This window comes from Meiothermus sp., from assembly GCF_025056915.1.
GTDB lineage: Bacteria > Deinococcota > Deinococci > Deinococcales > Thermaceae > Meiothermus.
The window spans coordinates 33,373-59,908 of record NZ_JANWVH010000007.1; the positions used below are offsets into that span (position 1 = coordinate 33,373).

At 65.1% G+C, this 26,536-nt stretch carries 29 protein-coding genes; 13 read left to right on the forward strand and 16 right to left on the reverse strand.

Features of this window, described 5'->3' with window-relative positions:
- Positions 1-30: 30 nt before the first annotated feature.
- Entirely contained in the window at positions 31-444 is a 414-nt protein-coding gene (locus tag NZN28_RS02350; RefSeq protein WP_295395163.1) for a cobalamin B12-binding domain-containing protein, read from the reverse strand.
- Positions 445-522: 78 nt separating this feature from the next.
- Positions 523-1,005: an SRPBCC family protein gene (locus tag NZN28_RS02355; RefSeq protein ID WP_295395164.1), complete on the reverse strand. Its 483-nt coding sequence runs from the start codon at positions 1,003-1,005 to the stop codon at positions 523-525.
- 116 nt (positions 1,006-1,121) lie between these two features.
- On the opposite strand from NZN28_RS02355, the gene trmFO reads away from it, so the two are divergent.
- Positions 1,122-2,489 (forward strand): methylenetetrahydrofolate--tRNA-(uracil(54)-C(5))-methyltransferase (FADH(2)-oxidizing) TrmFO, encoded by a 1,368-nt coding sequence (gene trmFO / locus NZN28_RS02360; RefSeq protein ID WP_295395165.1) that lies wholly within the window; start codon positions 1,122-1,124, stop codon positions 2,487-2,489.
- Here trmFO and NZN28_RS02365 read toward each other — a convergent pair.
- A complete protein-coding gene (locus NZN28_RS02365; RefSeq protein WP_295395166.1) occupies positions 2,458-2,940 on the reverse strand; it encodes a hypothetical protein in 483 nt (160 codons plus the stop codon). The genes trmFO and NZN28_RS02365 overlap by 32 nt on opposite strands.
- A 76-nt stretch (positions 2,941-3,016) precedes the next feature.
- Between NZN28_RS02365 and glmM the strand changes: the two genes are divergently transcribed.
- The 5 genes from glmM to rnr all read left to right on the forward strand — a co-directional run bounded on the left by glmM (position 3,017) and on the right by rnr (position 9,362).
- Positions 3,017-4,327 carry a phosphoglucosamine mutase gene (glmM, locus tag NZN28_RS02370; RefSeq protein WP_295395167.1) on the forward strand — a complete coding sequence of 437 codons (1,311 nt, stop codon included), beginning with the start codon at positions 3,017-3,019 and terminating at the stop codon, positions 4,325-4,327.
- Positions 4,328-4,351: 24 nt separating this feature from the next.
- Complete coding sequence (locus NZN28_RS02375; protein ID WP_295395168.1) at positions 4,352-4,759, forward strand: thioesterase family protein; 408 nt, start codon at positions 4,352-4,354, stop codon at positions 4,757-4,759.
- A gap of 28 nt (positions 4,760-4,787) precedes the next feature.
- Entirely contained in the window at positions 4,788-5,126 is a 339-nt protein-coding gene (locus NZN28_RS02380) for a hypothetical protein (RefSeq protein ID WP_295395169.1), read from the forward strand.
- Between the two features lie 541 nt (positions 5,127-5,667).
- A complete protein-coding gene (locus tag NZN28_RS02385; RefSeq protein ID WP_295395170.1) occupies positions 5,668-6,903 on the forward strand; it encodes an aspartate aminotransferase family protein in 1,236 nt (411 codons plus the stop codon).
- Between the two features lie 20 nt (positions 6,904-6,923).
- Positions 6,924-9,362: a ribonuclease R gene (rnr, locus tag NZN28_RS02390; RefSeq protein ID WP_295395171.1), complete on the forward strand. Its 2,439-nt coding sequence runs from the start codon at positions 6,924-6,926 to the stop codon at positions 9,360-9,362.
- A 20-nt stretch (positions 9,363-9,382) separates the two neighbouring features.
- Here rnr and NZN28_RS02395 read toward each other — a convergent pair whose 3' ends face one another.
- From NZN28_RS02395 to trmH, 3 genes are all read right to left on the reverse strand, one after another.
- Positions 9,383-10,168, reverse strand: coding sequence for an IS5 family transposase (locus tag NZN28_RS02395; protein ID WP_295395172.1), 786 nt, complete (start codon positions 10,166-10,168; stop codon positions 9,383-9,385).
- 51 nt (positions 10,169-10,219) lie between these two features.
- Positions 10,220-11,401 (reverse strand): VanW family protein, encoded by a 1,182-nt coding sequence (locus NZN28_RS02400; protein WP_295395173.1) that lies wholly within the window; start codon positions 11,399-11,401, stop codon positions 10,220-10,222.
- Between the two features lie 253 nt (positions 11,402-11,654).
- On the reverse strand, positions 11,655-12,284 hold the full coding sequence (gene trmH / locus NZN28_RS02405; protein WP_295395174.1) for a tRNA (guanosine(18)-2'-O)-methyltransferase TrmH: 630 nt from the start codon (positions 12,282-12,284) through the stop codon (positions 11,655-11,657).
- A 32-nt stretch (positions 12,285-12,316) separates the two neighbouring features.
- On the opposite strand from trmH, the gene NZN28_RS02410 reads away from it, so the two are divergent.
- Positions 12,317-13,285, forward strand: a complete 969-nt coding sequence (locus NZN28_RS02410; RefSeq protein WP_295395175.1) for a quinone oxidoreductase — start codon at positions 12,317-12,319, stop codon at positions 13,283-13,285.
- Here NZN28_RS02410 and NZN28_RS02415 read toward each other — a convergent pair.
- Both NZN28_RS02415 and hisG read right to left on the reverse strand, forming a co-directional pair.
- Positions 13,282-14,298, reverse strand: coding sequence for an aldo/keto reductase (locus tag NZN28_RS02415; RefSeq protein ID WP_295395176.1), 1,017 nt, complete (start codon positions 14,296-14,298; stop codon positions 13,282-13,284). The genes NZN28_RS02410 and NZN28_RS02415 overlap by 4 nt on opposite strands.
- Before the next feature lie 368 nt (positions 14,299-14,666).
- Positions 14,667-15,308 (reverse strand): ATP phosphoribosyltransferase, encoded by a 642-nt coding sequence (gene hisG, locus NZN28_RS02420; protein WP_295395177.1) that lies wholly within the window; start codon positions 15,306-15,308, stop codon positions 14,667-14,669.
- A 193-nt stretch (positions 15,309-15,501) separates the two neighbouring features.
- On the opposite strand from hisG, the gene NZN28_RS02425 reads away from it, so the two are divergent.
- Positions 15,502-16,236, forward strand: a complete 735-nt coding sequence (locus NZN28_RS02425; protein WP_295395178.1) for a pseudouridine synthase — start codon at positions 15,502-15,504, stop codon at positions 16,234-16,236.
- Positions 16,237-16,404: 168 nt separating this feature from the next.
- On the opposite strand, the gene NZN28_RS02430 is transcribed toward NZN28_RS02425, so the two are convergent.
- The 3 genes from NZN28_RS02430 to NZN28_RS02440 all read right to left on the reverse strand — a co-directional run bounded on the left by NZN28_RS02430 (position 16,405) and on the right by NZN28_RS02440 (position 18,438).
- Positions 16,405-16,989 (reverse strand): glycerol-3-phosphate acyltransferase, encoded by a 585-nt coding sequence (locus tag NZN28_RS02430; RefSeq protein WP_295395179.1) that lies wholly within the window; start codon positions 16,987-16,989, stop codon positions 16,405-16,407.
- Positions 16,990-17,121: 132 nt separating this feature from the next.
- The gene (locus NZN28_RS02435; RefSeq protein ID WP_295395180.1) at positions 17,122-18,075 is read right to left on the reverse strand and encodes a prohibitin family protein; all 954 of its coding nucleotides are present in this window, start codon (positions 18,073-18,075) and stop codon (positions 17,122-17,124) included.
- 111 nt (positions 18,076-18,186) lie between these two features.
- Positions 18,187-18,438 (reverse strand): FmdB family transcriptional regulator, encoded by a 252-nt coding sequence (locus tag NZN28_RS02440; protein WP_295395181.1) that lies wholly within the window; start codon positions 18,436-18,438, stop codon positions 18,187-18,189.
- Between the two features lie 260 nt (positions 18,439-18,698).
- Here NZN28_RS02440 and NZN28_RS02445 point away from each other — a divergent pair, with 260 nt between their 5' ends.
- Positions 18,699-19,244 (forward strand): 5-formyltetrahydrofolate cyclo-ligase, encoded by a 546-nt coding sequence (locus NZN28_RS02445; RefSeq protein ID WP_295395182.1) that lies wholly within the window; start codon positions 18,699-18,701, stop codon positions 19,242-19,244.
- Between the two features lie 97 nt (positions 19,245-19,341).
- Here the strand turns inward: NZN28_RS02445 and NZN28_RS02450 are convergent, their stop codons facing one another.
- The 4 genes from NZN28_RS02450 to NZN28_RS02465 form a co-directional block, all read right to left on the reverse strand.
- Positions 19,342-20,337: a M23 family metallopeptidase gene (locus tag NZN28_RS02450; protein WP_295395183.1), complete on the reverse strand. Its 996-nt coding sequence runs from the start codon at positions 20,335-20,337 to the stop codon at positions 19,342-19,344.
- A gap of 73 nt (positions 20,338-20,410) precedes the next feature.
- Complete coding sequence (locus NZN28_RS02455; RefSeq protein WP_295395184.1) at positions 20,411-21,841, reverse strand: serine hydrolase; 1,431 nt, start codon at positions 21,839-21,841, stop codon at positions 20,411-20,413.
- A 151-nt stretch (positions 21,842-21,992) separates the two neighbouring features.
- Positions 21,993-22,358: a HepT-like ribonuclease domain-containing protein gene (locus tag NZN28_RS02460; RefSeq protein ID WP_295395185.1), complete on the reverse strand. Its 366-nt coding sequence runs from the start codon at positions 22,356-22,358 to the stop codon at positions 21,993-21,995.
- A 7-nt stretch (positions 22,359-22,365) separates the two neighbouring features.
- Complete coding sequence (locus tag NZN28_RS02465) at positions 22,366-22,656, reverse strand: nucleotidyltransferase family protein (protein WP_295395186.1); 291 nt, start codon at positions 22,654-22,656, stop codon at positions 22,366-22,368.
- Between the two features lie 92 nt (positions 22,657-22,748).
- On the opposite strand from NZN28_RS02465, the gene NZN28_RS02470 reads away from it, so the two are divergent.
- From NZN28_RS02470 to NZN28_RS02480, 3 genes are read left to right on the forward strand one after another with little or no spacing between them, the layout of a single operon-like run.
- Positions 22,749-23,312 (forward strand): cob(I)yrinic acid a,c-diamide adenosyltransferase, encoded by a 564-nt coding sequence (locus tag NZN28_RS02470; RefSeq protein ID WP_295395187.1) that lies wholly within the window; start codon positions 22,749-22,751, stop codon positions 23,310-23,312.
- 4 nt (positions 23,313-23,316) lie between these two features.
- A complete protein-coding gene (locus NZN28_RS02475) occupies positions 23,317-24,102 on the forward strand; it encodes a cobalamin-binding protein (protein WP_295395188.1) in 786 nt (261 codons plus the stop codon).
- Entirely contained in the window at positions 24,099-24,398 is a 300-nt protein-coding gene (locus NZN28_RS02480) for a hypothetical protein (RefSeq protein ID WP_295395189.1), read from the forward strand. The genes NZN28_RS02475 and NZN28_RS02480 overlap by 4 nt, the downstream gene beginning before the upstream one ends.
- Before the next feature lies 1 nt (position 24,399).
- On the opposite strand, the gene NZN28_RS02485 is transcribed toward NZN28_RS02480, so the two are convergent.
- Positions 24,400-26,160 carry a WD40 repeat domain-containing protein gene (locus NZN28_RS02485; RefSeq protein ID WP_295395190.1) on the reverse strand — a complete coding sequence of 587 codons (1,761 nt, stop codon included), beginning with the start codon at positions 26,158-26,160 and terminating at the stop codon, positions 24,400-24,402.
- Positions 26,161-26,333: 173 nt separating this feature from the next.
- Here NZN28_RS02485 and NZN28_RS02490 point away from each other — a divergent pair.
- Positions 26,334-26,536 (forward strand): biotin operon repressor (locus NZN28_RS02490; protein WP_295395191.1); only part of this gene is annotated, 203 nt, incomplete at its 3' end.

Here is a 26,536-nt window from a genome sequence, read left to right on the forward strand (position 1 = left end):
CTCCGGTGTCGGGTCAAGCTCCAGAGGAGCTCAGCCCTGGGCCGCCCATCGTTCGGGGGTGGCTTTCTTCAGGAAGTCCACAATGTCCTGGGTGCTGGTGCCGGGGCCGAAAACGCTGGCAACGCCCAGTTGCTTGAGGTGGGGCACGTCCTCATCGGGAATAATACCGCCCCCGAAGAGCAGGATGTCGCCTGCGCCCTGCTCATCGAGGAGCCGCCGCACCTCGCTGAAGTAGTGCATGTGGGCGCCGGACAGCACCGATAGGCCGATGGCATCCACGTCTTCTTGCAGGGCAGCCGAGACGATCATCTCCGGGGTTTGTCGCAAGCCCGTATAAATGACCTCCATTCCGGCATCGCGCAAGGCTCGAGCGACCACCTTGGCCCCCCGGTCGTGACCGTCCAGGCCAGGCTTGGCAATGAGCACCCGTATTCTTCTGTCCATGACCCCATCTTACGGTATGGGGGTCGGGGGCGGCTAGGGAAGAAACCCCCGCTTCCTGGAGGCTGCTTCGCCCCCAGATCAGGTCATGGCTGTGGACAATTCAGGCTGATGGTGGGATTTTTCCAGGTGGGCCTTGAACTGCTCAAAGGTCACCTTGAGGAGCTTGTTGGGCTCGCCAAACACCGCGGCATACCAGTCGGCGGCCCTGTCCAAAAGAGGCGAGCTGTAATGCGGGTGGCCCTCGAACAAGAGCTCGAGGTGGGTGCTTCCATCCGGCGCCTCATCCAGGCGTACCCAGCCCGAAATTTCCAGGTTATGAGGTACGCCCGGCACGCTCCGGAAGGCCAGATATTCCGGAGGCCTGCGTTCGGTGGCCTCGGCGACCCAGACCAGGTCGACCGGGGGCTGTCCACGGGCCTTAAAGCGCCAGCCCGAGCCCACCCGGCTGACCTCTTTGATGGCCCTGGCCCAGGTGGGCCAGCTCGAGAAATCCTGAAAGGCGGCCCAGACCACCTCTCGTGGGGCCTGGATGTTGAGTACCAACTCCTCCCTGAAACGCATGGCTACCTCCCTTGGGGCTTCTGCACAGGTAGGAAAGAGATTGGAAGCAAGATTGGTTTTGACTCATGATGCCCTAAAGTTTGTAGAGCGGATGAAAGCTGGTATACACTTCGTGAATGATGTGGGTGCATGTGATTGGGGCTGGTTTGTCGGGGGCAGAGGCGGCCTACGCGGCTGCGCGCATGGGGGCGCAGGTTCGGCTTTACGAGATGCGGCCAGTGCGGATGACTCCGGCCCACCGAAGCGCCCATTTTGCCGAGCTGGTCTGCTCCAATAGCCTGGGCGGTGAGGGCGAGACCAACGCCAAGGGGCTGCTGCAGGCTGAGATGCGAGCTGCGGGGTCGCTCATCCTGCAGTCGGCGGATCGCAACCGGGTTCCGGCGGGCGGTGCGCTGGCCGTCGAACGGGAAGCGTTCTCCCAGGAGATTACTGCGGTGCTTCAGGCCAACCCTCGGATTGAGGTGGTGCGGGCTGAGCTAACGACGCTGCCAAAGGACGGTGTGGTGGTGCTGGCGACCGGCCCCCTCACCTCCGATGCCCTGGCCGAGCACCTGCAGGACTTGCTGGGGGAGGAGTTCCTGGGCTTCTACGACGCAGCGGCGCCGGTGGTGTTGGGCGAGAGCATCAACCTGGACATCGCTTACCGGGCAGGGCGCTACGGCCAGCAGGCAGACTACCTCAACTGCCCCATGAACGAAGCCGAGTACCGGCGCTTTTATGAAACGCTGACCCAGGCCCGCCGGCACACCCCCCACGATTGGGAGAAGCTCGAGTTCTTCGAAGGCTGTATGCCCATTGAGGAAATCGCCCGCCGGGGCTACGATACCCCGCGCTTTGGCCCCCTGAAGCCGGTGGGGCTGCCCGATCCGCGCACAGGCAGGGAACCTTATGCGGTGGTACAGCTACGGGCCGAGGACCGGCGGGGCCAGATGTGGAGCCTGGTGGGCTTCCAGACGGGCCTCAAGTGGGGCGACCAGAAGAGCGTGGTGCAGTGCATTCCCGGCCTGGAGAACGCCGAGATCGTGCGCTACGGGGTGATGCACCGCAACACCTACCTGTGTGCGCCCCGGCTGATTGAGCCCACCCTGCAGTTTCGGAGGCACCCTCGCCTCTTGGTGGCGGGGGTGCTCTGCGGGGTGGAGGGGTACCTCGAGTCCGCTGCCACGGGCTTTCTGGCCGGCCTCAACGCGGCCCGCCTGGCTCAGGGCCAAGAACCCCTGGTGCCCCCCGAGGAATCCATGCTGGGCGGCCTGGTGCGCTACCTGTCGAGCGCCAATCCCGACAACTTCCAGCCCATGAACGCCAACTGGGGGCTGGTTCCCATCGCCGACGGCAAGGGCAAAAAAGCCGACAAGCGCAGCCGGATGTTCCGCCGGGGTTTGGAGCAGTTTCAGCGCTGGGTTGCTTGGGCGTTGCCGGCCCAGCCGGGGCCTGAGGACGACCCGCTGCCTGCTAGCGCGGAAATACCGGCAGGTTCAGCGTAGCCAGGCTGCTGTAGTCTACCTTCCAGCCCTGTTCAGCGAAGACCAGTCGGGCCGTTCCGCTGCGTTGCACGGCGGCCCCGTTCAGCGCGGCGCTCAGCCTGAAACGGATGGACGCCTGGTTGCCCGCAACCTGGGTTTGCAACCCCGCCAGCTCAAAGCTCTGAAGGGTTACCCCACTGCGGCCAAAGCCTGGTGCGGGGTTTTGCAAAAAGCGTTCGCTCCAGACCGAATCCTGGCACTTGAGCCCCTCGAACACCTGGCGCAAGGCGTTCTCGGCCAACAGGGCCGAGGGCAGGGGGCGTGCGTTGGGGTCGGGGCGTGAGAGGGCCTCTACGGCAGCTCGAGCCCAGTGACAGGGTGGCACGTCCACAAAAGGCGAGGTGCCCGCCTGGGGTTGTCCCTGGGCCAGGGCCAGGTTCCCCAAAAAGACAAGGGCAAGCACTTTTTTCATGTGTCAACCCTGACAGACCCATACCCCAGCAACAAGCGAACCCAACACCTTTCGGTATGGGTATAAACTGTGTGAGATGGAACGGAGGTATTTTGGAACCGATGGGGTGCGGGGCGTTGCGGGCGAACCGCCGCTGACGCCAGAGTTTGTGCTCCGGCTGGGCCAGGCTGCGGGTGCATTTTTCAAAAGCACGGTCAGGAGACCGGTTGTCTTGCTGGGCAAGGACACCCGACAATCCTGCGACATGCTCGAGGCCGCCCTGGCCGCAGGCCTGATGTCGCAGGGGGTGCGGGTCGAGCACCTGGGGGTGCTGCCGACCCCAGGGGTGGCCTACCTGACCCGGGCCCTGGGGGCTACCGCCGGGGTGATGATTTCGGCCAGCCACAACCCTTACCAGGACAACGGCATCAAGTTTTTCAGCGCCGCCGGAGACAAGCTGCCCGACGAGGCCGAAGCCCAGATTGAAGGGCTGCTGAACCAGGAGTTCAAAACCGATGGCATCGGCACGGTCTCCGACTTCCGCGAGGCCGAGCGGATGTACCTGGACTTTCTGGCTTCCAAAGGGGGCAGCCTGGAAGGGCTTAAGGTGGCCCTGGACACTGCCAACGGTGCGACCTTCCGCCTGGCCCACCGCCTGTTTCAGCGGCTGGGGGCCGAGGTGTTTGTGATGTTCAACACCCCCGATGGGCGCAACATCAACAAGGGTTGTGGCTCGACCCACCCGGAGTTTCTGCGGCAGCAGGTGGTGGAGATGGGTTTTGATGTGGGGGTGGCCTTTGACGGCGACGGCGACCGGGCCATCCTGGTAGACCGGCGGGGGCGTGAGTTCCACGGCGACCACGTGCTCTACCTGAACGCCATGATGCGACGGGAGCCGGGGGTGGTGGGCACCCTGATGAGCAACATGGGCCTCGAGGTCAAGCTGCGCGAGGCCGGCATCAACTTCTACCGCACCGCCGTGGGCGACCGCTACGTCTACGAAAAGCTCAAGGCCGCGGCCCTATCCCTGGGGGGTGAACAGAGCGGGCATGTGCTGTTCCTCGACCACGCCCCCACCGGCGACGGTATGCTTACGGCCATCCTGACCCTGAAGGCCATGCGGGAGTCCGGGCGCGACCTGGCCGAATGGTACGAGGCCCTGCCGATGTACCCCCAGCTCCTCAAAAACGTGCGGGTGCGCGACAAGCACGGCCTGATGAAAAACGGCGAACTGCACGCGGCCATTCAGCGGGCGGAAAGCCAGCTGGCCGGGCTTGGCCGGGTCAATGTGCGGCCCTCGGGCACCGAGCCGCTGGTGCGGGTGATGGTCGAAGGGCCGGCAGAACTGATTGAGCCGGTCTCCTCGGAGCTGGTCGCCCTGGTCGAACGCCTGGATGCTGCAAAATAGGGAGTTGATACCTGGGGCTCACTTATGAACATACGCTTGCCCCTGACCGTTCGCTACGCTGAGACCGATGCGATGGGGGTGGTGCACCACAGCAGCTATGTGGTCTGGCTCGAGGCCGCGCGGGTGGAATGGCTCGAGCGGATTGGCCTGCCCTACCCCCAGATTGAAGCCCAGGGCCTGGCCTTTGCGGTCATTGAGCTTGGTCTAATCTATCGCAACCCCGCCCGCTTCGGGGAGCGGGTCGAGGTCGAAACCTGGCTTTCTCAGGCTTCTTCTCGCACCTTGCGCTACGAGTACCGGGTCTGGCGCGGCGAAACTTTGCTGGCCGAGGGTTTCACCCGGCATCTGTGCCAGGATGCGCGAGGTCGAGCGGTGCGAATCCCCCCCGGCATTGCAGACCACCTGCTACAGCACCTGCTTCCGTCGAACTGAAAATGTCCGGGCCGTACCCTGGTGATGTATGGGAAAGACCAGGGAACAGTCCAGATTCATCAGCGACCGGGAGCTGCGGCTGACGGCGGCGGTGTATGCCCGCTTGGGGGTGGTGCCCTATTTGAAGGAGCATGGGCGTTTGCCTGATCGCATCGGCGGCCCCTGGAATATCATCCCTATGCGGCTGGTTATCCAGGAGCGGGGCACCGATCCGGTGCTCACCGATGACGAACGTCTGGTCTATGAGGCCATTTTGCGCGAAGGCCGGCTGCCGGGGGGTTCGGTGGTTTTGCTGGATGAGGAAAAAGAGAGCCAGCCCGAAAAGAAAACGAAATCGGCTAGGGCCCCCAAAAAACAGCGGCGATGACCCGGCCCAGGGACAGGCGGTGCGGGGTGGGGACGAGCTGAACAAACCGGGCCAGGAATGTCGCTCTTGGGCGCAAGACCTGGCCTTGCGGCTTTGTTGCGCTTGGGGCCGCGATGGTTTTTTCCAGAACAAAGCCCTCTCGAGGTCGAATGGTTTCAAACACGCGTAGAGGGTTGCGCTCGGATAGGCGCTCTTGACCCCGGTTTTGGGTTTGGCCTCGGGTCTGGTTTTTGGGGAGTCCCCGCGCTACCCGCGCTGGGCAAAACTTGGCCGCACAGTTAGAGCGCCCTTCACATATTGTGAGCCATTCGAGTTCAAGAAAGCCCGGTTCTGAACAGAACCGTGGCCGCCTGGAAACTCGAACACATGCGTCTCGGCCCAGACAGAACGCCGACAAGCGCGCCTCACCTCGGTGAGGCACGTCTCTTTGTCCCTTCTCGTTTTCGCGGGCGGCCACGTCGGTGAAGAGCGCGATAGAAGCCCGCAAGGCGCAAGCAGAAAAGGCCCGGGCGCTTGCAGCATGATAAACTCGAGGCCGACCATGACCATCTTTGAGCAGTTCGAGCGGCACATCAATCCCGGTCTGGCAGGGCTTCTGCGCTTTACCGGTTTGGATAAAGTGGAGTCCCACGCCGAGGGGGTATACGTTTGGGATACCGAAGGCAAGCGCTACCTGGACTTTCTGGGGCTTTATGGCACCCTTTCGCTGGGGCACCGGCACCCCAGGGTGATTGAAGCGGTCAAGGCTCAGCTCGAGCGGATGCCCATGTCGGTGCGGGTACTAATTTCCGAGCCGACCACCCGGCTGGCGGCCCGCCTGGCCGAGATTACCCCCGGTGAGCTGTCCATGGTCTATTTCGGCAACTCCGGCACCGAAGGGGTGGAGGCGGCGCTCAAATTTGCCCGCTTCTACACCCGCAAACCGGGCTTCATCACCACCCAGGGGGGCTACCACGGCAAGACCTTGGGGGCCCTTTCGGTGACGCCGCGCGAGCACTACCAGCTGCCGGCCAGGCCTCTGGTGCCTGGGGTGACGGTGGTGCCCTTTGGCGACGCCCAGGCCATCGAGGAGGCCATTGGCCCCGACACCGCGGCGGTGATTGTGGAGCCCATCCAGGGCGAAGGGGGCATCCGGGTACCACCCGATGGGTACCTGCGCGAGGTGCGGCGCATCACCCGCGAAAAAGGCGTGGTGATGATTGCTGACGAGGTGCAGACCGGCTTAGGACGCACCGGGCGGCTCTGGGCGGTGGACTGGGAAGAGGTCGAGCCGGACATTCTAGTGAGCGCCAAGGCCCTGGGGGGTGGGGTGATGCCCATCTCGGCGACCATCTGCCGCCCGGAGATTCTCGGCATTTATAAGACCGAGCCCCTGATTCACTCCACCACCTTTGGGGGCAACCCGCTGGCTGCGGCGGCGGCCCTGGCGGCCATCGAGGTCACGCTGTCCGAGGACATCCCCTCGAGGGCGGCCCAGATGGGCGATTATCTGCTGGGCCAGCTGGCCGGGCTGCAAAAGGCCTACCCCGAGTTCATCCAGGAGGTGCGGGGGCGGGGCCTGCTGGTGGGCCTCGAGTTCAGCGATGCCGATATCGGCGCGGTGGTGGTGGCCGAACTGGCTTCGCGGGGGGTGCTGACCGCTTTTGGCCTGAACAATCCCAAGGTGGTTCGCTTGGAACCCCCGCTGATTGTGGAGAAAGCCCACATAGACCAGTGCATCGAGGCACTGGATGGAGCGTTGAAAGCCACCCAGCTGGCCTTCGAGGGGGTATTGTAGAGCCTGGGGTTTCCCCATCTATGCTTGAAGAGCAGATTTACGCCTACTTCAAAAAACACCCCAAAAAGCGTTTCAGCCTGCGTGAGGTGGTGCGGGGCCTAGGCCTCGACAAGGACCAGGCCAAAGCAGCCCTGGACTTGCTGGTGGCCGAGGGCAAGGTGCTCGAGCCCCGCCGCAAGCTCTATGCGCTGCCCGAGGCCCAGGCCCGCAAGGGTCTGGAAGGTCGGCTGCAAGCCCACCCGGCGGGCTTCGCGTTTGTCGTTCCTAGCAGTCCGGACCTGCCCGACCTGTACATTCCCAAGGGCCACCTGCAGGGAGCCTGGCATGGCGACCGGGTGCGGGCCGAGCCGCGTCCGCCGGGCCGGGATGGCAAGCCCTGGGGGGTGGTGGTGGAGGTGCTCGAGCGGGCCAACCGCCAGGTGGTAGGCCGGCTTTATTTCAAACAGGGCTTTGCCTGGCTCAAGCCCGACGATGCCCGGCTGCCCGCCCTCAAGCTGCGCCCCGAGGGGCTAGAGGGCCTCGAGGGGGGGGCCAGGCTGGCCGCAAAGGTGGTTTTTCCCGAGGGCAAGGGCGCGGAGCCTTTTGGCGAGGTCTCGGCTTATCTGGGCCAGGGCGATAGCCCCGAGGTCGAGACCGAGGCCATCATCGCCAAATACGAGCTACCCAGCGTATTCTCGCCCGAAGCCCTGGCCGAAGCCGAGCGGGTGGCGCATCTGGACGAGCGGGAGCTGGCCCGGCGCGAGGACTTTCGCTCGCTCAGGGTTTTTACCATAGACGGCCCCGACGCCAAGGATTTCGACGACGCCATTCACCTAGAACTTCTGCCCAACGGCCACTACCGGGTCGGCATCCACATTGCCGATGTCTCCCACTATGTGCGGGAGTTTTCCCCCCTCGACCACGAGGCCTACGCCCGGGCGACCAGCGTCTACCTGCCGGGCCGGGTGTTGCCCATGCTGCCTGAGCCACTTTCCAACGGCATCTGTTCACTCAAACCCTACGAAGACCGGCTGGTGCTCTCGGTACTTTTGGAACTGACCCCCAAAGGCAAGGTCAAAGACTACCGCTTTGCCGAGGGCGTCATCCGGAGCGTGGCCCGCCTGACCTACCCCGAGGTGGAGGCTTTCGCGGCCTCGCTGGAAGACCCCAAAAGCACCCCAAGCCCCACTCCACCCGACTGGAGCGAGGCCCTCAAAGCTGACCTGGCCCACCTGCTCAAGCTGACCCACACCCTCAAAGAACGCCGCCTGGAACAGGGTGCACTTGATTTTCACTTCACCGAGGTCAAGGTCGAGGTGGGCGAGGACGGCAGCCTGCATCTGATCCCCCAGCAAGAGCCCAGGGCCCGCAGCTTGATTGAAGAGCTGATGCTCCTGGCCAACCGCACGGTAGCCCGGCACCTCGCCGAACGGCAGATTCCCGCGCTGTTTCGCGTCCACGAAGACCCCAGCGAAGAGGCCTACAACAAGCTGGTAGCGGCGCTGGGCAAGCTGGGCTACAGCCTGCCGGGGGGCGAGCTGAGTCCCAAAGCCCTGCAAAGCATCCTCAGGAAAGCCGAGGGCCGGCCCGAGGCCCCGGTGGTTTCGACCCTCTTGCTGCGCTCGTTGCGCCTGGCCCGCTACGCAGCCGAGAACCTGGGCCATTTCGGCCTGGCGGCGGAGCACTACCTGCACTTTACCAGCCCCATCCGCCGCTACCCCGACCTGGTGGTGCACCGGGTCTTGCGGGCGCTGTTGCACCGAAAGGCGGGGCCCGCCCAGCGGGAAGACTGGGCCAGGCGGTTTCCCAAAATTGCCGAGCACACCTCCGAACGAGAGCGGGCCGCCGAAAATGCCGAGCGAGAGCTGACCAAGTACTACCAGTGCCTGTGGGCTGAGCGACACCGGGGCGAGGTTTACCAGGGCACGGTTTCCGGCGTGACCGGCTTTGGGGTGTTTGTGAGCCTGAGCAACGGGGTAGAGGGTATGATTCGGCTGGGCGCTTTGGAGGACGACCACTACCACTACCACGAAGACCTGCTGGCCTTAGAAGGGCTTCGCAGCAAGCGCCGCATACGCATTGGAGACGAGATGGAAGTGAAAATCGCGGGGGCCAACCCTTCGGCCCGACAGATTGACCTTGTGCCAACCGAGAAGTTTTACGATGAATCCAAGCCTGCCTCGAGCCCACCCAGCCCAAAGCGTTCCAAAAGGCCAGGGGCTTCAAGCAAAAAGCCAGCCACAGGGGCCTCCAAGAGCGGCTCGCGCAAGGTGGTGGCGACCGAGCCCAAAAGCCCGGCCCCGCACACCAAAGCTCGCTCGAGGCGGGTGGTCGGCCCGCCCAACGAACGCAAGGGCTTCAGCAAGCCGGTCAAGGTGAAGGTGCAGAAAATCTACTTTGGCGCCTGGGGGGCCGAGCCCGCCAAAGACGAAAGCCCGGACAAGCCCAAAACCAGGAAAAAACGCCGCAAGCGGCGCTAGAGTGTGTCTGAATAGCCGCCTCACACGAATTTAGCCAGGCGAGCGAGCATGATGCGGGTCATGCAGGCGTAGATGATGGCCTCAGTGGTGCGGGCAAAGCGTTCGAAATCACGGGTGAGCCGGCGGAAGCCAGTCAGCCATGCAAAGGTGCGCTCAATCACCCAGCGCCGTGGAGCGGGCACAAAGCCGGGTTCCCCAGGTTTGCCCAGACCTTGGGAGACCTCGACCTCGAGGGGGAGGTTTGCAGCTACCCAGTCAATGAAGCTACCCCTGAAGCCCTGATCTACCCAGAGTTTGAGCAGGGTGGGGAAGTCCAAAAAGGCCTCTTGGAGCAGCTGGATTCCCCCAGCCCCCTCGTGCGTATCGGCTTTGAGTACTTTAGCTTTGAGCACCAGCCCCAGGGTGTCGGTGAGGATGAAACGTTTGCGTCCCTTGACCCTCTTGTGTCCATCAAACCCGCATTGCCCACCCTGACGACCGGTCTTGGCACTCTGGCTATCTACGATCCCAGCGGTGGGCTCGGGGTGTTTCCTGGAGGCCACCCTTACCTGCACCCGGAGGCTCCCGTTGATCCGTTCCCAAGTTCCATCCAGACTCCACACCCTGAAGTAGTGGTAGGCGGTCTGCCAGGGCATGTGGTCGGCGGGCATCAACCGCCAGGCACAGCCTCCTCTGAGCACGTAGAAAATAGCGTTCAAGACCAGGTGCCAATCCCACTTGCGTCTGGGATGAGGCTTCAGTTCGGGCAGCAGGGGCTTCAACACCTCGTATTCCTTTGTGCTAAGATCGCTGGGGTAGTTGGTCATTGCAAACACTAAACTACCCCTTTTTCCCTTGATAACCTATTCAGACACGCTCTAGCGGTTGCGGGCCGGGCGCAGGGCGTTCTGGGTGGGCAGGCGGTAGCCGTGGTGGCCGGGCGCGTCGTCGGTGGCGGCGGTAATCACCCGGCCCGAGCGCAGGCGGGTGCCCTCGCCCACCAGCCAGACCGCGCCCCAGGGGCGGTAGGTGCTGGAGAGGGTGTCCTTGGTCACCTTGCCGTTCGTAAAGCGGATGGTGCGGTAGACGTTCACCGTGGCCCCCTCGGCGGCCCAGTCCACCTGCACAAAGCGCTGGGCGGGCAGCTCCGGGCTCACGATAAAGCGGGTGGGCGGGGCCGGGGTGCGGCTCAGGGTCACCGGGTTGCTCCAGCTGACCGTACGGTCCTTGGTGCCGAACACGCGGAAGGTGAGGCGGCTGCCGCTCACGCTGCTCTGGATGAGCAGGTGGCCGGGGGTGTCGTTTTTGAACTTGAGGTCGAGGTAGGGCAGAAACACCGCCGCGTCCAGGCCGGTCGGCTGGTAGTAGCGCACCTGGTAGCTGTGCGGGCGGCGCTGCACGATGGGCAGCCCCGCGAAGTAGGCCGAGCGGAAAAGGGTGGTGGAGACCTGGCACATGCCCCCGCCCACGCCCTCCACGGTCTGTTCGCCGGAGATCACGAAGGCTTTTTTGAAGCCGGTGCGCTCGGAGACCTCGCCCATGGCCCGGGCAAAGGAGAAGGTCTCGCCAGGAGCAATCTGCACCCCGTTCAGGCGGCTGGCCCCCAGGGCGATGTTGAAGCGCCGCTCGTAAGAAGAACCCCCGAAGGAGGTGGTGGCCTCGGCCAAGAGCTGGCGGATGCCCAGGTTGTAGTAGTAGGGTGCACCCCGGCTCGAGAGGGTGTGCGCGACCGGCAACAAGAACTCGTCCTGCTTGTTTTTGACGGCCTCGAGGTAGCGCTTCTTGGCCTCGGCTAAGGCAAAGCTATGGCCCATCTGGTCCACCAGCACCCAGTCTTTGAGGGTTTCGTCGAAAATCCAGCGGGCTTCCCGCGCGGGCCGGCTGGCCCTGGCCAGCAGGGCCTCGAGCTGGCCCACCCCGGCAATCTTGATGCGCTGGGGGGTGCCCACCGTGACAATCTGGCCCTTCTCAATGCGGTTCTCGAGGGCGTAGTAAATGCCATCTGCCCCGGCCAGGGCAGCAGAAATCCATAAAAAAACAACGAGGGCGGCTGTCCTCATGTACTTAATCTAAACCAATTCTGTGTAAAAGGCGTGTCATTTGGCCGGCGCAATGCTTAATGCCCTTTTCATCTTAGAAGTCAGCCACCGTGAACCATTGAAGGTCGCGTCTGGGGGTTGCAGGTCGCAAGTCCCATGTCGTGAACAAAAGCCCGCACCTCGGATTATCTTTGCTTGAAACCTTTGCAAGCCCTGGCGAGGCGGAAAGCAGAGCTATGGAGGTAGATTGGTGCTCGCACCCAGCCTCACATTATTACAGGCCTCGAGCCTGCCGCATCGTCCAGTGCTCCAGCACCTCGGCATAGCGCTCAGGGGACAGACGGGGCTGGTTGTAAAATCCCGCCTGCAAGCGCTGCCGCTGGGCCTCGAACAGGATCACCGCCGCCGCCACCGACACGTTCAGGCTCTGCACCATGCCCATCATGGGAATCTGGATATGCCCGTCCGAAAGCTCGGCGGCCTCCGGCGAGACCCCCCACTTCTCGGTGCCCAGCAGGATGCAGGTCGGACGGGTGTAGTCGGCCTCGCGGTAGTCCAGCGCCCGCTCGGAAAAATGCGCGGCCAAGACCTGAAACCCCTGGGCCTTCAAGTGGGCCAGGGCTGAGGCGGTGTCTTCGTGAAGCTGTAGCCCCACCCACTTGGCCGCCGAGCCGGAGGTCTCGTTGTAGGTTTTGCCTTGCAGGCTCAGGCCCTCGGCGGCCTCGAGGTCGGGAAGGCCGTGCTTGGCCGGAATTGCATGGGCTTCCAGCACCCCCACCGCATCGCAGGAGCGCAGGATGGCCGAGAAGTTGTGGGGCTTGTGCACCCGTTCCATCAGCACCGTCAGGTCGGGCTGGCGTTTGTCCAGCACTGCACGCATTCTGGCGAGGCGTTCCGGCGTCACAAGGGCCTATTGTATCGTGCCAAAATAGCGGTATGAAAGCCATCGTGGTTGAACAAAACGGCCCCCCCGAGCACCTGCGCTACCAGGAGGTGCCCGACCCCAGCCCCAAAGCCGGCGAGGTGCGGGTGCGCACCACCCTCACAAGCCTCAACTACGCCGATGTGCAGGCCCGCCGGGGCGGCTACGAGGCGGGCTCGCCCCCGCCCTTCATCCCTGGGCTGGATGCAGTGGGCGTGGTGGAAGCCCTGGGGGAAGGGGTGGAGGGCCTGCAGGTGGGGCAGCGGGTCGCGGTGTTTGCCGCCGGGGGCTCCTACGCCGAAAAGGTGGTGGCTAAAGCGGTGCTCACCTACCCGGTGCCCCCCGAGCTTCCGGACGAGGCCGTGTCGGGCCTCACTGCGCTGGTCACGGCCTACAACATCCTGACCTGGGCCGGACGGCTGCAACAAGGCGAGACCGTGCTGGTTCATGCCGCTGCCGGGGGGGTGGGCAGTCTGGCCGTGCAGATGGCAAAAGCCCTGGGCGCCGGGCGGGTCATCGGCACCGTGGGCAGCCTTGCCAAGGCCGATTTTGTACGCAACCTGGGGGCCGACGAAGTGTGGGGCTACACGGGCTTTGCCGAGCAGGTGATGGGCCTCACCCAGCAACAGGGCGCCGACCTGATCCTGGACTCGGTAGCGGGCGAGGTCTTCAACCAGGGGATGCAGTGCCTGGCCCCCTTTGGCCGGATGGTGGTGTATGGGCACGCCAGCGGACAGACTGGAACCTTTGACACCCGGCCCCTGCACCGCCAGACCAAGGCAGTCGTTGGCTACAGCAGCGGGCACTACCGGCGCAGCCGGCCCGAGTTGCTGCGGCCCACGGTGGAAGCGGTGTTTGCACTGCTACGAACCGGAAAAATCAGGCTGGAGATTGGGGCCCGGTTCAAGCTGGAAGAGGCCCCCAGGGCCCACGTCCTGATGGAAAGCCGCCAGAGCGTGGGGAAAATTCTCTTGTATCCCTAAACCTCTCGCTCGGTGCGAGAGAGGGGCCAGCTCGACACCTCGGCCAGTGCCGCGATCTCCTCCGGGCTCAGTTGCAGGCGAACCGCCGGCATCAGGTCTTGCAGTTGTTGCACGCTGTTGGCCCCGATGATGGGCGCGGTCAAGAAAGGGCGCGAGAGGAGCCAGGCCAGCGCGACCTGTGCGGGATGCACCCCGTGCTGACGGGCGATTTCCAGAATTTTGTCCAGGATGTTCCAGTTCTGCTCGCTAAAGCGCCCACTGGCGATGCCCTGGGCCCGCACGCTCTCGGGCAGGGGCTGGTCGCGGCGGTACTTCCCGGTCAGGAAGCCACCGGCCAGGGGGCTGTAGGGAATCACCCCCAGGCCATAGGTTTCGCATACCCTGGCGAGTTCCCGCTCGAAGTTCATGCGGGTGGGCATGGCCAGGCTGTACTCGGGCTGGATGGAAACAAAGCTTTCCAGGCCGTGCTTGTCCGAGGCCCACAAGGCCTGCATCAGCCGCCAGGCCGAAAAGTTGGAGCAGCCGATGTAGCGCACGTAGCCTTTGCGCACCAGGTCGGTCAGGGCCGAGAGGGTTTCTTCGATGGGCACCTGGTTGTCTACCCAGTGCACCTGGTAGAGGTCTATGTAGTCAACCTGCAAGCGGCGCAGGCTATCCTCCACGGCCCGCATAATCCAGGCCCGCGACAGCCCCTCGCGTTGCAGGGGATGGTTGCGCCCTTCCGAGCCGCCAGGCCCCATAGCGCCGCGCACCTTGGTGGCCACAATCACCCGGTCGCGCAGCCCCCGGCTCTTGAGCCAGCGGCCAATAATTTCCTCCGAAACCCCACCGGGGTTGCCGGCGGCCCAGGTGGTGTAGATATCGGCGGTATCAATCAGGTTGCCCCCAGCTTCCACAAAGGCATCCATGATGGCAAAAGCCGTGGGCTCGTCGGCGGTCCAGCCAAACTGCATGGTGCCGAGGGCGATGGGGTGAACAAACAGGCCGGATTTTCCAAGTCGGCGGTAGCTCATAGGGCCTGATTCTACGCTGGCCATGTTCCTTGTAAAGCGTGTTGGCTCATAGACTCGCAACGGCGAGCCGAAGGGCACATGGCATCGGGCTACCCTGGTTCGTGCAGGCCTCGAGGGTCCACAAACCTCCTTCCTACGGTGCAGGGAAGGTCGGAGGGGGTATCGAGCAAGGCCGAGAACCGACGCGCTGGGTCTGCCCAACGCAGCCCTCCCCCTGCGCTGTTCAAGGTCAGGCTGCCATCAAAACGTGCCCAATGCAGAGCTGCTTTCGGTAAGCTTCTGAAAAGCGGGCCTGGCCATATGGCTTCTCGAATCTGATACGCGCAAGTCTGTTATGCGTGCGGGCCCCAGGCGCCCAGGAATGCTTGTCAGGTGGAGGCGGGCAGGGTATGGGCATTGGCCCGCAGGCGTTCGATGAGCGGGCGCAGCAGGTCGCGCTTGAGCTTGAGCGACTGGCGGTTGACGATGAACCGGGCGGTGGAGTGGGCCAGCACCTCGAGCTCCACCAGACCCGCCGCCCGCAGGGTGGCCCCGGTCTGCACCACATCCACCACCGCATCGGCCAGCCCGGTCAGGGCGGCTAGCTCGACGTTGCCGGCCAGCTCGATGATGTCGGCGACCATTCCGCGCTCGCGCAGCGCCTGGGCGGTGAAGCGCGGGTACTTGGTGGCCACCCGACGGATGGGGCCGGTGGCAGCCGGGTGGCGAATCAGCGAGAGGCGGCAGGCCCCGGTGCCCAGATCCACCGGCTCGTAGACGTCGCGCCCCGACTCCAGGAGCACGTCGTTGCCCACGACGCCCACATCGGCGATGCCCAGGTCTACGTAGGTGGGCACATCGTGGTTGCGGAGCTCCAGAATAGCCACCCCCCCCTCCTGGCCGTGCAACAAGGCCCGCTCGTTTTCGAGGGCCGGCAGGGCCAGGCCTGCCCCGGCCAGGGCATTGTAACCATCGGCAAAGTTGCGCCCTTTGGGCAGGGCCACCACCAAGGCAAAGCGTCCGCGTATCATTCGAGCCTTCTTATATCACAAACTGCCGGGTGCAAAGGGCAGGCCCGTATTTTGGCTGGCCGAAGCCAGGTTGCAGCCGAAGCAGCAGCCCAATCGCGGAAGCTGCGGGCTGGGCCGCATAACCTTGACGCATAGCGTATAAGGCTGTATATTACTTCTATCAACCCCGAACGCGGGGGTTTTTTTATTTAGCATGGCCAAAGAACGCCTGGACCGAGTGCTGGGACACCTGGGGGTGGGCACCCGCAAGGAGATTCACAAGCTGGCTCGAGCCGGCCTGATTGCCGTTGATGGCGTGGTCGTGACCGATGCGGCGTTCAAGTTCGACCCCAGCCTGTCGCGCATCGAAGTGGCCGGGGAATCCCTGGTCTATCAACCTTTCTTTTATTTGATGCTCAACAAACCGGCAGGCTATGTCACCTCTACCAAAGACCCCCACGGCATCCCCGTCACGGCCCTGTTGCCCGAGGAATGGCAGCGCAGCGACTGGATGCCGGTGGGCCGCCTGGACAAAGACACCGAGGGGCTTTTGCTCCTGACCACCGACGGCGAACTGCTGCACCGCCTGACCCACCCGCGCTGGAAGGTGGCCAAGCGCTACTACGTTGAACTGGCAGCCCCGGCCACCCCCGAAGATGTGGCGGTGTTTGCTGCGGGTACGCTCGAGCTCGAGGGCGAGCGGCTCCAGCCTGCCGAGCTGCACCTGGGCTCCAACCCCCGCCAGGTCGAGCTGGTGATTCGAGAAGGCCGCTTTCACCAGGTCAAGCGGATGTTTGCCGCCCGGGGCAACCAGGTGACCTACCTCAAGCGCATCGCTTTTGGGCCGCTGGCCCTGCCCGGCGATTTGCCCCCAGGAGCCGCCCGCAAACTGCTGAGCGAGGAAATTGGTGCGCTGTACGATGCTGTGGGCTTGGGACGGGGCGAATAGGGGGCGGGCCTCCTTTCGCCAGGCATGACTTATCGCGCTCTTCACAGACGTGGCCGCCCAGGAAAACGAGAATTCGACTGGGCCGAGACGCATGTTTTCGTCGGCCACTGTTCGGTTCAGAACCAGGCTTTCTCGAACTCGAGTGGCTCCTAACATGTGAAGAGCGCTCTAGCCACCCCCTGGCGGTTTGGGCAGCTCTCCGGGGGTGCGGTTCCACTCGGCCAGGTGCTTGAGCAGGATGGGCAGCGCCAGGCCAAAGCCAAACCACAGATAACCGAGGCTGCCGCCCACGGCGCTCGAGGCCAGCGGGAAGGTCAGCGCCGCCAGCACCACGCTCCGGTAGGGGTTGCGGGTTAGCAGGTAGGCCAGTCCAAAAGCGCCACCGGCCATGGCCAGGAGCCAGGGGTTGATGGCGAACAGGGCCCCCAGGGCAGGGGCAATTCCTTTGCCGCCGCGCCCCAGCAGCCATATCGAGTAGCAATGGCCCAGCACGGCCAGAGCGCCGGCCAGCAACCCGCCTCCGGGGTCACGCGCCAGAAATTCGCCCAGTGCGACCGCCATCAGGCCCTTGGCCACGTCCAGGGCCATGACCATCAGCCCTGGAACCGCGCCCAGCACCCGCCAGGCGTTGGTGCCGCCCACGTTGCCCGAGCCCTCGGCCAGCAGGTTTTTGTTTTGCAGCACGCCAAACCAGTAAGCAAAGGGCAGCGAGCCGAACAGATAGCCCGCCAGGGCCGCGTACACCCATTCCATAGCGCACAGGCTACCAGATGGCCGGGCCCTATCGCGCGCTCAACAGACCTGGCCGCCCACGCCCAGGCGGCCAGAGTGGTGTCCGGAATAATGCCTGCTCGAGGTTAGACGAAGCACGCCTTGCACAGTGTGCTAGCGTGCGGGCTGGGCAGGGCTTTGCAGGCTTCGCAAATCGAGCAGGAAGTTGCCGGTGGTGGGTACCAGGATGGTGTTGATGTTGGGGGCCAGCTTTTCGGCCACCGTGAGCTGAACCACCTGGGGGCTTTGCCGCAGGGCCTCGCCGCGCAGTCGGATGGCCTGGGCCTCGCCCTCGGCCCGCAAAATGGCAGCATCGCGCTCGCCTTTGGCCTGGACCACCGCCCGCTGAGCGGCAATCTCGGCCTGCTGGCGGCGGTTGACCTCGACCTGCACCTGTTGCTCGGCGGTTTGCTTTTCCTCGATGACCTTGGCCACCGAGGCTGGGATGTCAATCCGGCGCAGGAGCACCGAGACCAGCTCGACGTGCTGGCTGCCCAGGTCTTCGCGCAGTTCCTTGGTCACGGCGGCCTCGAGCTGGGTTCGCTGGGTGCTGATCAGCTCGGCGGCGTTGAACAGGCCCACCGCATCGCGCACCTTGCTGCGGATTTGCGGGACGATGAGGGTCTCGAGGTAGCCCGGCCCCAGGTTGCGGTGAAGCTGGGCGGCCTCCTCGCGTTTGATGCGGTACTGCACCGTCACGTCTACCCCGATGTCCAGCCCCTCCTTGCTGCGGGCGTTGATGGCGTCCTCGCCGGGGGTGGTTGCCCCGGAAGGGGCGGGCCCCTTGGCCAGGGTGACCTCTTTCAGGCGGGCGTCGTAGAGAATCACGCTCTGAATGCCCGGAATGACGATGCGAAAGCCTTCGCCAAGCGGCGTGGGCTGAACCCCCCCAAACACGTTGAACACCACCCCCACATGACCTGCCGGCACCACCACAAAGCTTTGCGAGATGGCCGCCATGGCCAGGCCCAGCAGCAAAAGCGGCACCCCCAAGGCCCGTCGCCCGCCAACTTGCGTCAGCAAGAAGATTCCCAGGATGGCCACCACGATGCCCAAAAGTAAAAACATACTCACCTCACCCCTTTCACCTTACGTTACCAGTATGGTGGACGGGGCGCCTCCTGCAAAAGCAGCAAATAGCCGCAAGCCAGCGCTTGCGGCGCTAAGGTCTGGGGTTGTTCAGTCGGCGGCAGCGGCGCAGGTGCCGGTGGCGCAGCTCGAGCCTTCCTTGGACGAGGACGAGGAAGCCGAGGAGGCCTTGGAATCCTTGATGTACCAGCCCGAGCCCTTGAAGACCACCGCGGGTGCAAAGATGACGCGCTTGATGGGAGCGCCGGTCTCGGGGTGGTGGGTGTAGGCGGGGTCGTGGAAGCCCTGCTCGAACTCGTAGTGTTCGCCGGTCTCGAGGTTCTGGTAAACGTATCTGGGCATAGCTGACTCCTGTTAGACAAAGCTGTCTCGAGGGGTCACCTCCCTCACTCGGGTATTTTGACAAACAAAGCATGCGACTGTCAATCAAATTTAGTCATGACCTCCATAACCTTTTCAGGGGTCACCCCGCACGCCAAACAAGCAGGTGCCGACCTTTTTGGGTCCAGCCGCCCACCCCACGTTCGACAAAGACCGCGTATCCCTTTCCGAAGGGCGGTATCGCCCTCTGGCATCAAACCCTTCCGTGGAATACTGGGGGCATGAACAAAGCCGAACGCAGAAGCTGGGCCAAGGGGGTTCGCAAAGAGCTGCCCACTGCGCTTTTGTCCGCGCGGGTTGTGCAGCACCTGGCCGGCTTTTTGGCCTCGCAAAAGGCCCGGCACATCCTGCTCTACAGCGCATTCGGCAGTGAACTCGACCCCGCCGGGCTGCAAACCCTCTACCCTGCTTGCTACTACCTGCCCAGGGCCCGCACCTACGCGCTCGAGGTACATCCCCTGCCCTGCCGGCTGGTCAAGCACAAGTACGGCTTCTGGGAGCCCGCCCCCGAGAGCCCCAGGGTAGAGCCTGCGGTCCTGGATGCCGTGTTGGTGCCGGGGCTGGCCTTCGACCCCTGGGGCCATCGGCTGGGGTACGGGCAGGGGTTTTACGACCGCTTCCTGGCCCAGTTACCGCCCCACACCCTGACCATCGGCCTGGTGGCCGAGGCATTGCTGGTGCCCGAACTGCCCCACGACCCCTGGGATGTGCCGGTGCGCTTTTTGGCAACCGAGCAGGGGGTGCGGCCTGCGCTACAGGCCCTCTGATGTGGGACAGCGTTGCAAAACGTCGTAGCTCGCAAGTTTCAGGTCGCAGGCCGGAAGGCCTGTTGCCCTAATGCATATTTGACGCCAGACGCCGCGCTCAAGGAACCGTCAGGTACCAGGGGGCAGGGTTGGTGGGCACGCCGCGCACGCGGATTTCAAAGTGCAGATGGGGGCCGTTGGAGAGGCCGGTGTTGCCGGAGTAGCCGATCAGGTCTCCGGTTTTTACCGTCTGACCGGGCCTGACGGCGATGCGCGAAAGATGCCAGAAGCCGCTGCACACCCCCAGGCCGTGGTCGAGGGTGACCGCACCCCCGCGCACAAACAGGGTCTCGGCCAGGCCCACCACGCCGGGGGCCGGCGCATAGACCGGGGTGCCCTCCGGCACGCCGTAGTCGAGGCCCTCGTGGTAGGAGTAGGTGCGTCCGTGATCGTAACTGCGGCGGGTGCCGAAGGGGTCGGTAATGCGGTTGGTCTGAATGGGCTTCTGGAAAGGGCCGCGCCACTGCTGGGGGCGCTCAAAGTCGCACGAACCGATTACCCGCAGCCGCTCGGCCCGGAGCTTTTCGGGCATCAAGAGCGCCCGGCGTTCGGGGGGGAGTTGCAGGACGAAGCGCCCAAAGCTTCCGGCCACCACCCGCACCTCGAGCCGCACCTCCTCGCGGCCCAGGCGCAGGAGGGCCGGGTAGAGGCCGGGGGCTTGCAGGGCGGGAACCGGCAGCAGCACCCGGTTTTGCTGGATGGGGTAGGTGCCGTTCAGGAAGCGCACCTCACCCTGCACCGGCTCCGGGGCGGTAATCCGCAGCACGGCCAGATGCCCCTGCACGGTCTGGCGGGGCCACTCGAGGGCCTGGATGGGGGCCGGGGCCTGGGTCAGCCGGTAGACGCTCACACTGGGCTGCCCGCCGACGCGCAGCACCTGCCCCACCCGTAGCTGGGTGGGGTCGCTGAGGTTGTTGAGCACCTGCAAAGCCTCCACGCTGGTGTTGTACTGCCTGGCAATGCGGTAGAGGGTTTCGCCGGGTTGGACGGTGTGGGTGGTCTGGGCCAATGCGAAGGTATACAGGGTCAGGAGTGCGAACAGCCAACCACGCATGGGGCTAGTCTAACAGTCAGGGGTCAAGCGCTGGCTGGGGGCCAAAAACCCAGCTATCGGCGATCCGCCCACCTCAAAAACAGTCGTAGTCGGGCCAGTGCGGCACCGCCTGGGTGGCGTTCTCGAGGCCCTGCCGCAGCTCCGCTATGAAGCGCCAGTCGTTCCAGGGGCGGCTGTTGAAGAGGGCCGCCAGCACCACCCCGCCCGGCAGGCGCAACAGCAGGGTGCGGCTCCCGGCAAAGGCCCCGTCGTGGCTCCACTCGAGCTGCTCGGGCGGCAGGGAGAGCACCAGGGGAGGTTTGACTGCCGGGTTGCGGGGTTCGCTGCTGCCCTGACCGGCAGCGCCTGCCAGGGGAGGGACCGCAGGCTGGGGCTGCGGCACCCGCACCCCCCAGCCCAGGGCGTAGTAGCGGGGGGTCTTCTGGTACTGGGCCAGCCGGGGGCGGCGCAGCATCTCGTGCAGGGCTTCGCGGGAGAGCAAAGGCGGCCCGCGCAGACCCTCCAGTGCCACCACAAAACGCACCAGGTCGGGGGCCGAGGCCACCAGGCCGCCGTTTGCGGTGTGGGCCTCGAGGTAGAACTCGCCATAAGGCCGGTTGACCAGGGTGCCGTCCAGCACCGACTTGACCAGGGGCGCCCCCGGAAAATCGTGGTAGCGAACTTCTCGGGGCAAACGCTCTTGCAGGCGGGTTTTGCCCGCCCGCACACTGTAGATGCCCGCAGGTTGCAGCATGGCCCGCACATAGGCCTCGTAGGGCTGGCCGCTCAGCTTTTCAACCACCAGCCCCAGCACGGCATAGCCCAGGTTGGAGTAGGCCGAGCGGCTGCCGGGGGCAAACTGGAGGCGGCGGCTCAGCATATAGCCGACGATTTCCCGGCTGCTCAGGTGCTCAGGTCGGTGCAGGGCCCGGGCCACATCGCTCAGGGTGGGGCGGAACATGGGGTCGCCGGCCCAGCCCCGGTGCCAGCCCCCCGAGTGCTGCAACAAATCGCGCAGGGTGATGTTCTTGAGCCGGGGGTCGGTTAGCTTGCCGCCGTAGGGCTGGATTTTCAGGAGGTCGAAGGCTTTTTCACTTAAAAAGCTGTTCAGGTCTGGGTAGACCCCCTGGAAGACCAGGCTTTCGCCCAGGTGCAGCACCGCCGCCGCTGTGATGGGCTTGCTGAGGCTGGCCAGCCGGAAGAGCGCATCGGGTTGCACCGGTTCCTGGGTGCGGACATCGGCGAACCCGTAGCCCCGTGAAAGTACGAGCCGCCCATCCTTGGCCACGGCCAGGGCCGCACCGGGAATCCGGTAGCGCTCCAATAGCCTTTGCATCACCCGGTCGTAGGCCTCGAGGCCAGCGGCGCTGTAGCCGGTGAGGGGGCGGCTGGGGGTGCCCGAGGGGGCCGGGGGAATGCAGAGGGTCTGGGCCAGCGCCCACCCTGTCAGGCTGAAGAGGCCCAGCAGGGTTCTGAGGCTACGTCGCAGCTCGTTCATACCGAAGGGGCCGGATTCCTTTCGCATGGGCTGCTACACGGAACAGGCGATACACCCGGCCAACTTTGCCAAAGAATCGAGGGCTGGGCCGGGGGGTCGCCGAAACAGCGAACAGAAGGCCAGGCGCAAAGCTGCACAGCCGGGTAAACTGGGGGTTCCTTCAGATGCCCTGCCTCCTTCATCTGGGCGACTCGAGGGCCTCCTCCAGCAGCACCAGCCAGTAGGGCAGGGTGCGCTGGATTAAGTCCCAGAGAATTTCATCCTGGATGCCAAAATGCAGGCGGCTGACGATATCGGGCAAGTCCAGGATGCTGCGCCAGTCCAGTTCGGCCAGCTCCTCGCGCTCGCTCTTGTGCAGCGAGGCCGCAACCAGCCCGAGCTGGTGCAGGTTGTACCGCACGGCGTCCTGGGTGCGCCCATCGGCGGCAAACTCGGCGAAGTCCATGCCGGCGGTGTAGTCCAGGATGCGCTGGGCGGCCTGTTGCATCTGCTCGAGGTGCACCCACCTGAGCCGGTGGGGGTTGGGAAGTTCGGGGTTGCGCACGGGCCCCTCAGAGCAGTTGCAGCGCGTCGGCCTCGATATGGGGGCGCAGCTCGGCGGGTACCTTTTTGGCGCTGACCAGGTCCACCTTGGTGCCCAGCAAATCTTCCAGCTCGTGCTTGAGGCCGATGTAGTGTTCGAAGGTGGGCTGCTCCAACCGCACCAGCAAGTCCACATCGCTCTCGGGGCCGGCCTCGTCGCGGGCGGTGGAGCCAAACAGGTAGAGGCTCTTGATCCGATAACGCTCCCTCAGGCCCGGCAGCCGTTCTTCCAGGATGGCCAGCACACTTCCCCTGCGCATGGGATCATAGTACAGCCTGTCCGGATGCCCCCCGATGTGGGTCTGTCAGACCCAACCCACTCGAGCGCCGTCCGATGGGGTTAAATGGGCGTATGAAAATCTACACCAAAACCGGCGACATGGGCGAGACCGGCCTCTACGGGGCCGACCGGGTGGGCAAAGACCACCCCCGGGTGGAGGCCTACGGCACCGTGGACGAGGCCAACAGCGCCATTGGCCTGGCCCGCGCGGCTTTGCCTCCGGCCCACGCCGATATGCAGGCCGACCTCGAGTACCTCCAGAACGCCCTCTTCGACCTAGGGGCCGACCTCGCCACCCGCCCGGGCGGCCCCTACGAGAAAAACCTGGCCCGCCTCGACGCCGACGACGTAGCCCGGCTCGAGCAGCTCATTGACCGTTACCAGGAAGAAGCCCCGGTCTTTACCGGCTTCATCCACCCCGGCGGCCACCCCGCCGCCGCTGCTTTGCACTTAGCCCGCACCATCGCCCGCCGGGCCGAGCGCCGGGTGGTTGAGCTTATGCGCACCGAGGCGGTCAACCCGGAGGCCCTGCGCTACCTCAACCGGCTCTCCGACCTGCTCTTCACGATGGCCCGGGTGGTCAACGCCCGCGAAGGCTTCGCCGAAGAGAAGTGGCTGGTCAAAAAGCGCCGGTAGCCCTATGCGTCTGGTTAGCCTGACCTGCTCCAACACCGAGATTGTCTGGGCCTTAGGCTGCTTCGACTGGCTGGTGGGGGTGGACGACCACTCCGATTTTCCCCCTCAGGTGGCAAGGCTGGCCCGGGTGGGGCCGGATTTGCAGGTGGATTTGGACAAAGTCGAGGCCCTAAGGCCCGACCTGGTGCTGGCCAGCCTGAGCGTGCCGGGGATGGAGCGGGTGGTGGAGGGGCTGCAAAAGCGCTGTCTGCCCCACCTGGTGCTCGACCCCCAGACCTTGCAGGACGTCTACGCCGACATCGAGCGGGTGGCCCGGCGGCTAGGGCTGGCGCAGCAGGGCACGCACGTGGTGCGGGCCATGCAGCAGCAGATTGCCCAGGCCCGGGGCAGCCTGCCGCACTGGGTCAGGCCCCCCCGGGTGATGGTGGAGTGGTGGCCCAAGCCCATGATTGCCGCCGGGCGGGATAGCTGGGTGACCCAGATGCTGGCGGCGCTGGGGGCCCAGAATGCCTTTGCCCACCTGCCAATGCGTTCCAAGCCCCTCACCCCCGCCGAGGTGGAGGAGGCCTGCCCCGACGCCATTGTGGTCTCCTGGTGCGGGGCCAAAAAGCTGCGTCCGGAGGTGGTGTTGCGCCGTGAACTCAACGTTCCCGCCCTGCGGCAGCGGCAGGTGTTTGCCCTCGAGGAAGCCTACCTGGGCCGTCCGGGGCCGCGCCTGGCCGAGGGGGTGAAAAGGCTGGCCGAACTGCTGCGCAACGTGCCGGTCTGGCAGCACGGAGGCCGGTCATGACCCCCCTCAAGGTGGTCACCCTCTGGGTGCGGCCCAGGGGCGAGGAACCCCTGCCGGAGGCCCGGGCTTTGCTGGAGGGCCTGCTGGATATCTTTTACGAGGCTTTTCCCGAGTATGCGGGCGCGCTGGCTTTCAGCCAGTCGCCGCGCCCGCCCCGCTACGTGTTCGTTTACGTGAACCCGGGTTGTGCGGGGCTCTTACCTGCCGCAGGCCGGTTCTTGCAGGGGCTCCTGGAGCAAGCGTTTCCCGCAGGCGAGGTGCGGCCTTACGGGCGGGTCTGGCTGGAAGGGCCATAGCTTACGGCCTGAACAAAGCCACCGTGCCGGCTTGCTTGAGCGTTCCACTGCCCACCGCCAGGCTGCCGTCCCGCCCCCAGGCCACGGCGTAGAGGGGGCGGACAAAGCCGGGAACGGTTTGCAAAAGCTGCCCCTGCACGCTCCACAGGCGCAGGGTCTTGTCCCAGCCCACGCTGGCCAGCTGCCTGCCGTCGGGCGAGAAGGCCAGGGCCTGGGCGGCCTCGGTGTGGCCTTGCAGGGTTCGCAGGAGGGCCCCGCTCCGGGCGTCCCAGAGCTTCAGGGTCTGGTCGTGGCTGGCGGTGGCCAGGATGCGCCCATCGGGGCTTTGGGCCAGGCCGTAGATGCCCCTGGCATGGGCCATCAGGCGACGCTTTAGCTGGACCCCCTCGGGGCGAAGCGTCCACCAGGCCAGGCTCTCGTCGCTGCTGCTGCTATAAAGCGTGCGACCATCGGGGCTCCAGGCCAGGCCGGTCAGGTGCGACTCGTGGGCGCGGAACTCGAGCACCTTCCGTCCCGCTCGCCAGTCCCAGACCCGCAGCAGTCGGTCGCGGCCCCCACTGGCCAAAGCCCGCCTATTGGGCGCAAAAGCCAGGGCGCTCACCCCGCCCCCGTGGGCTTCCAGGGTCTGCAAGAGCCGCCCGCTTTTCACCTCGTAGATGCGGGTCTGGCCGTCGCGGCTGCCCACCGCCAGGTGCTGCCCATCCGGCGCAAAGGCCAGCGCGGTAATCTCCAGCTCGGCCCCACTGAGCCTTCGCAGGGGCTGGCCCTGGCGGTTCCAGAGCCAGACCTCGCCATCCCAGCCCCCGCTGGCCAGCAGGCTCCCATCGGGGCTGTAGGCCAGCACGGCAACCGAGGCGGCGGGGGGCTCGAGGGTCTGGAGCAGCGCCCCTTGCAGGCTCCAAAGCCTAGCCCGCCCATCGTCGTGCCCGCTCAGGAGCCGGTTCCCGGACACCGCCAGGCTCAACACCGAGGCACTCTGAAGGCTTCGCAGGGGCTTGTCGCCCGCCCAAAAGATAATCTGCCCGTCCTGGCCGCCGCTGATGAGCTGTCCGCTGCCACTCCAGACCAGCGCGCTCACCGCAAGCCGGTGCGCCGTGAACTGCCCCACAAAATGACCCCGGTCATCCCAGAGCTGAATTCGTCCATCACGGTCTCCAGTGGCCAGGCGGCCATCAGGCCCCCAGGCCAGGGCCCGCACCGAAAGCCGCCCCAGGAGGGGGAGGCGGCTGCTCTGGCGGGGGTTCCACAAATTCACGCCGTCCAGCCCGCCCCCGGCCAGTACCGCGCCATCGGGCGAAAACCCCACCCCGTAAACCCAGTTGCGCCCCAGGCTCAGTTGCTGCACCTGTCCTTGCCGCGTCCACAGCCGCACTTCCCCGTCGGCGCTCCCGCTCAAAATCTGCTGGCCATCCGGACTAAAGCGGGCCGACCAGACCTGATCGCGGTGCCCTTGCAGCACCCCCAGGCTGGCCCCGGTGCTGGGGTTCCACAGCCGCAGGGTGGTGTCGGCGGAGGCGCTTAGCAGGGTTCCATCCGGCGCCACATCCAGCGAGTGCACCGTGTCGGCATGCCCGCTCAGGGTGCGTACCAGACGCCCATCGGGCCGGTAAAGCTGAATGTAAGCATCGGCCCCAACCGCCAGAACCCCCCCAGGGCCCATCGCCACTGCGCCCACCGGGGCCCGATGTCCGACCAGAAGCTGCGGCGGCTGGGCTAACCCCCAGGCCAGGCCCACCACCATCCAACCAAGCCACTTCCACACCCCTATAGCTTATTCACCCAGCTGCCAGGGCAGGGTGGACAGCGGAGGGATGCCTCGGGTCGTCCGAAGGATGGAGGTTGGTTGGGAATTTCTTACAAAGCGAAGCGAACGCCGGCTCTTCGGGGGTAACTGCCCCTTGCACTTGTCAACCCACGAAAGGTATTTTGGTTGACGTGCCCCCACTGCTGGCCCACCTCACCGAGCAGTATCAGAGCGGCGAAAGCCTGGCCCGGCGGCTGGGCATCAGCCGGGCGGCGGTGTGGAAACAAGTGGCCGCACTCCGGCAGGCCGGATACCCCGTCGAGACCCGGAAGGGCCTGGGGTATCGGCTGGCCCCCGGCACCCCCACCCCTGCCGCCCTGGAAACCCTGCGAAG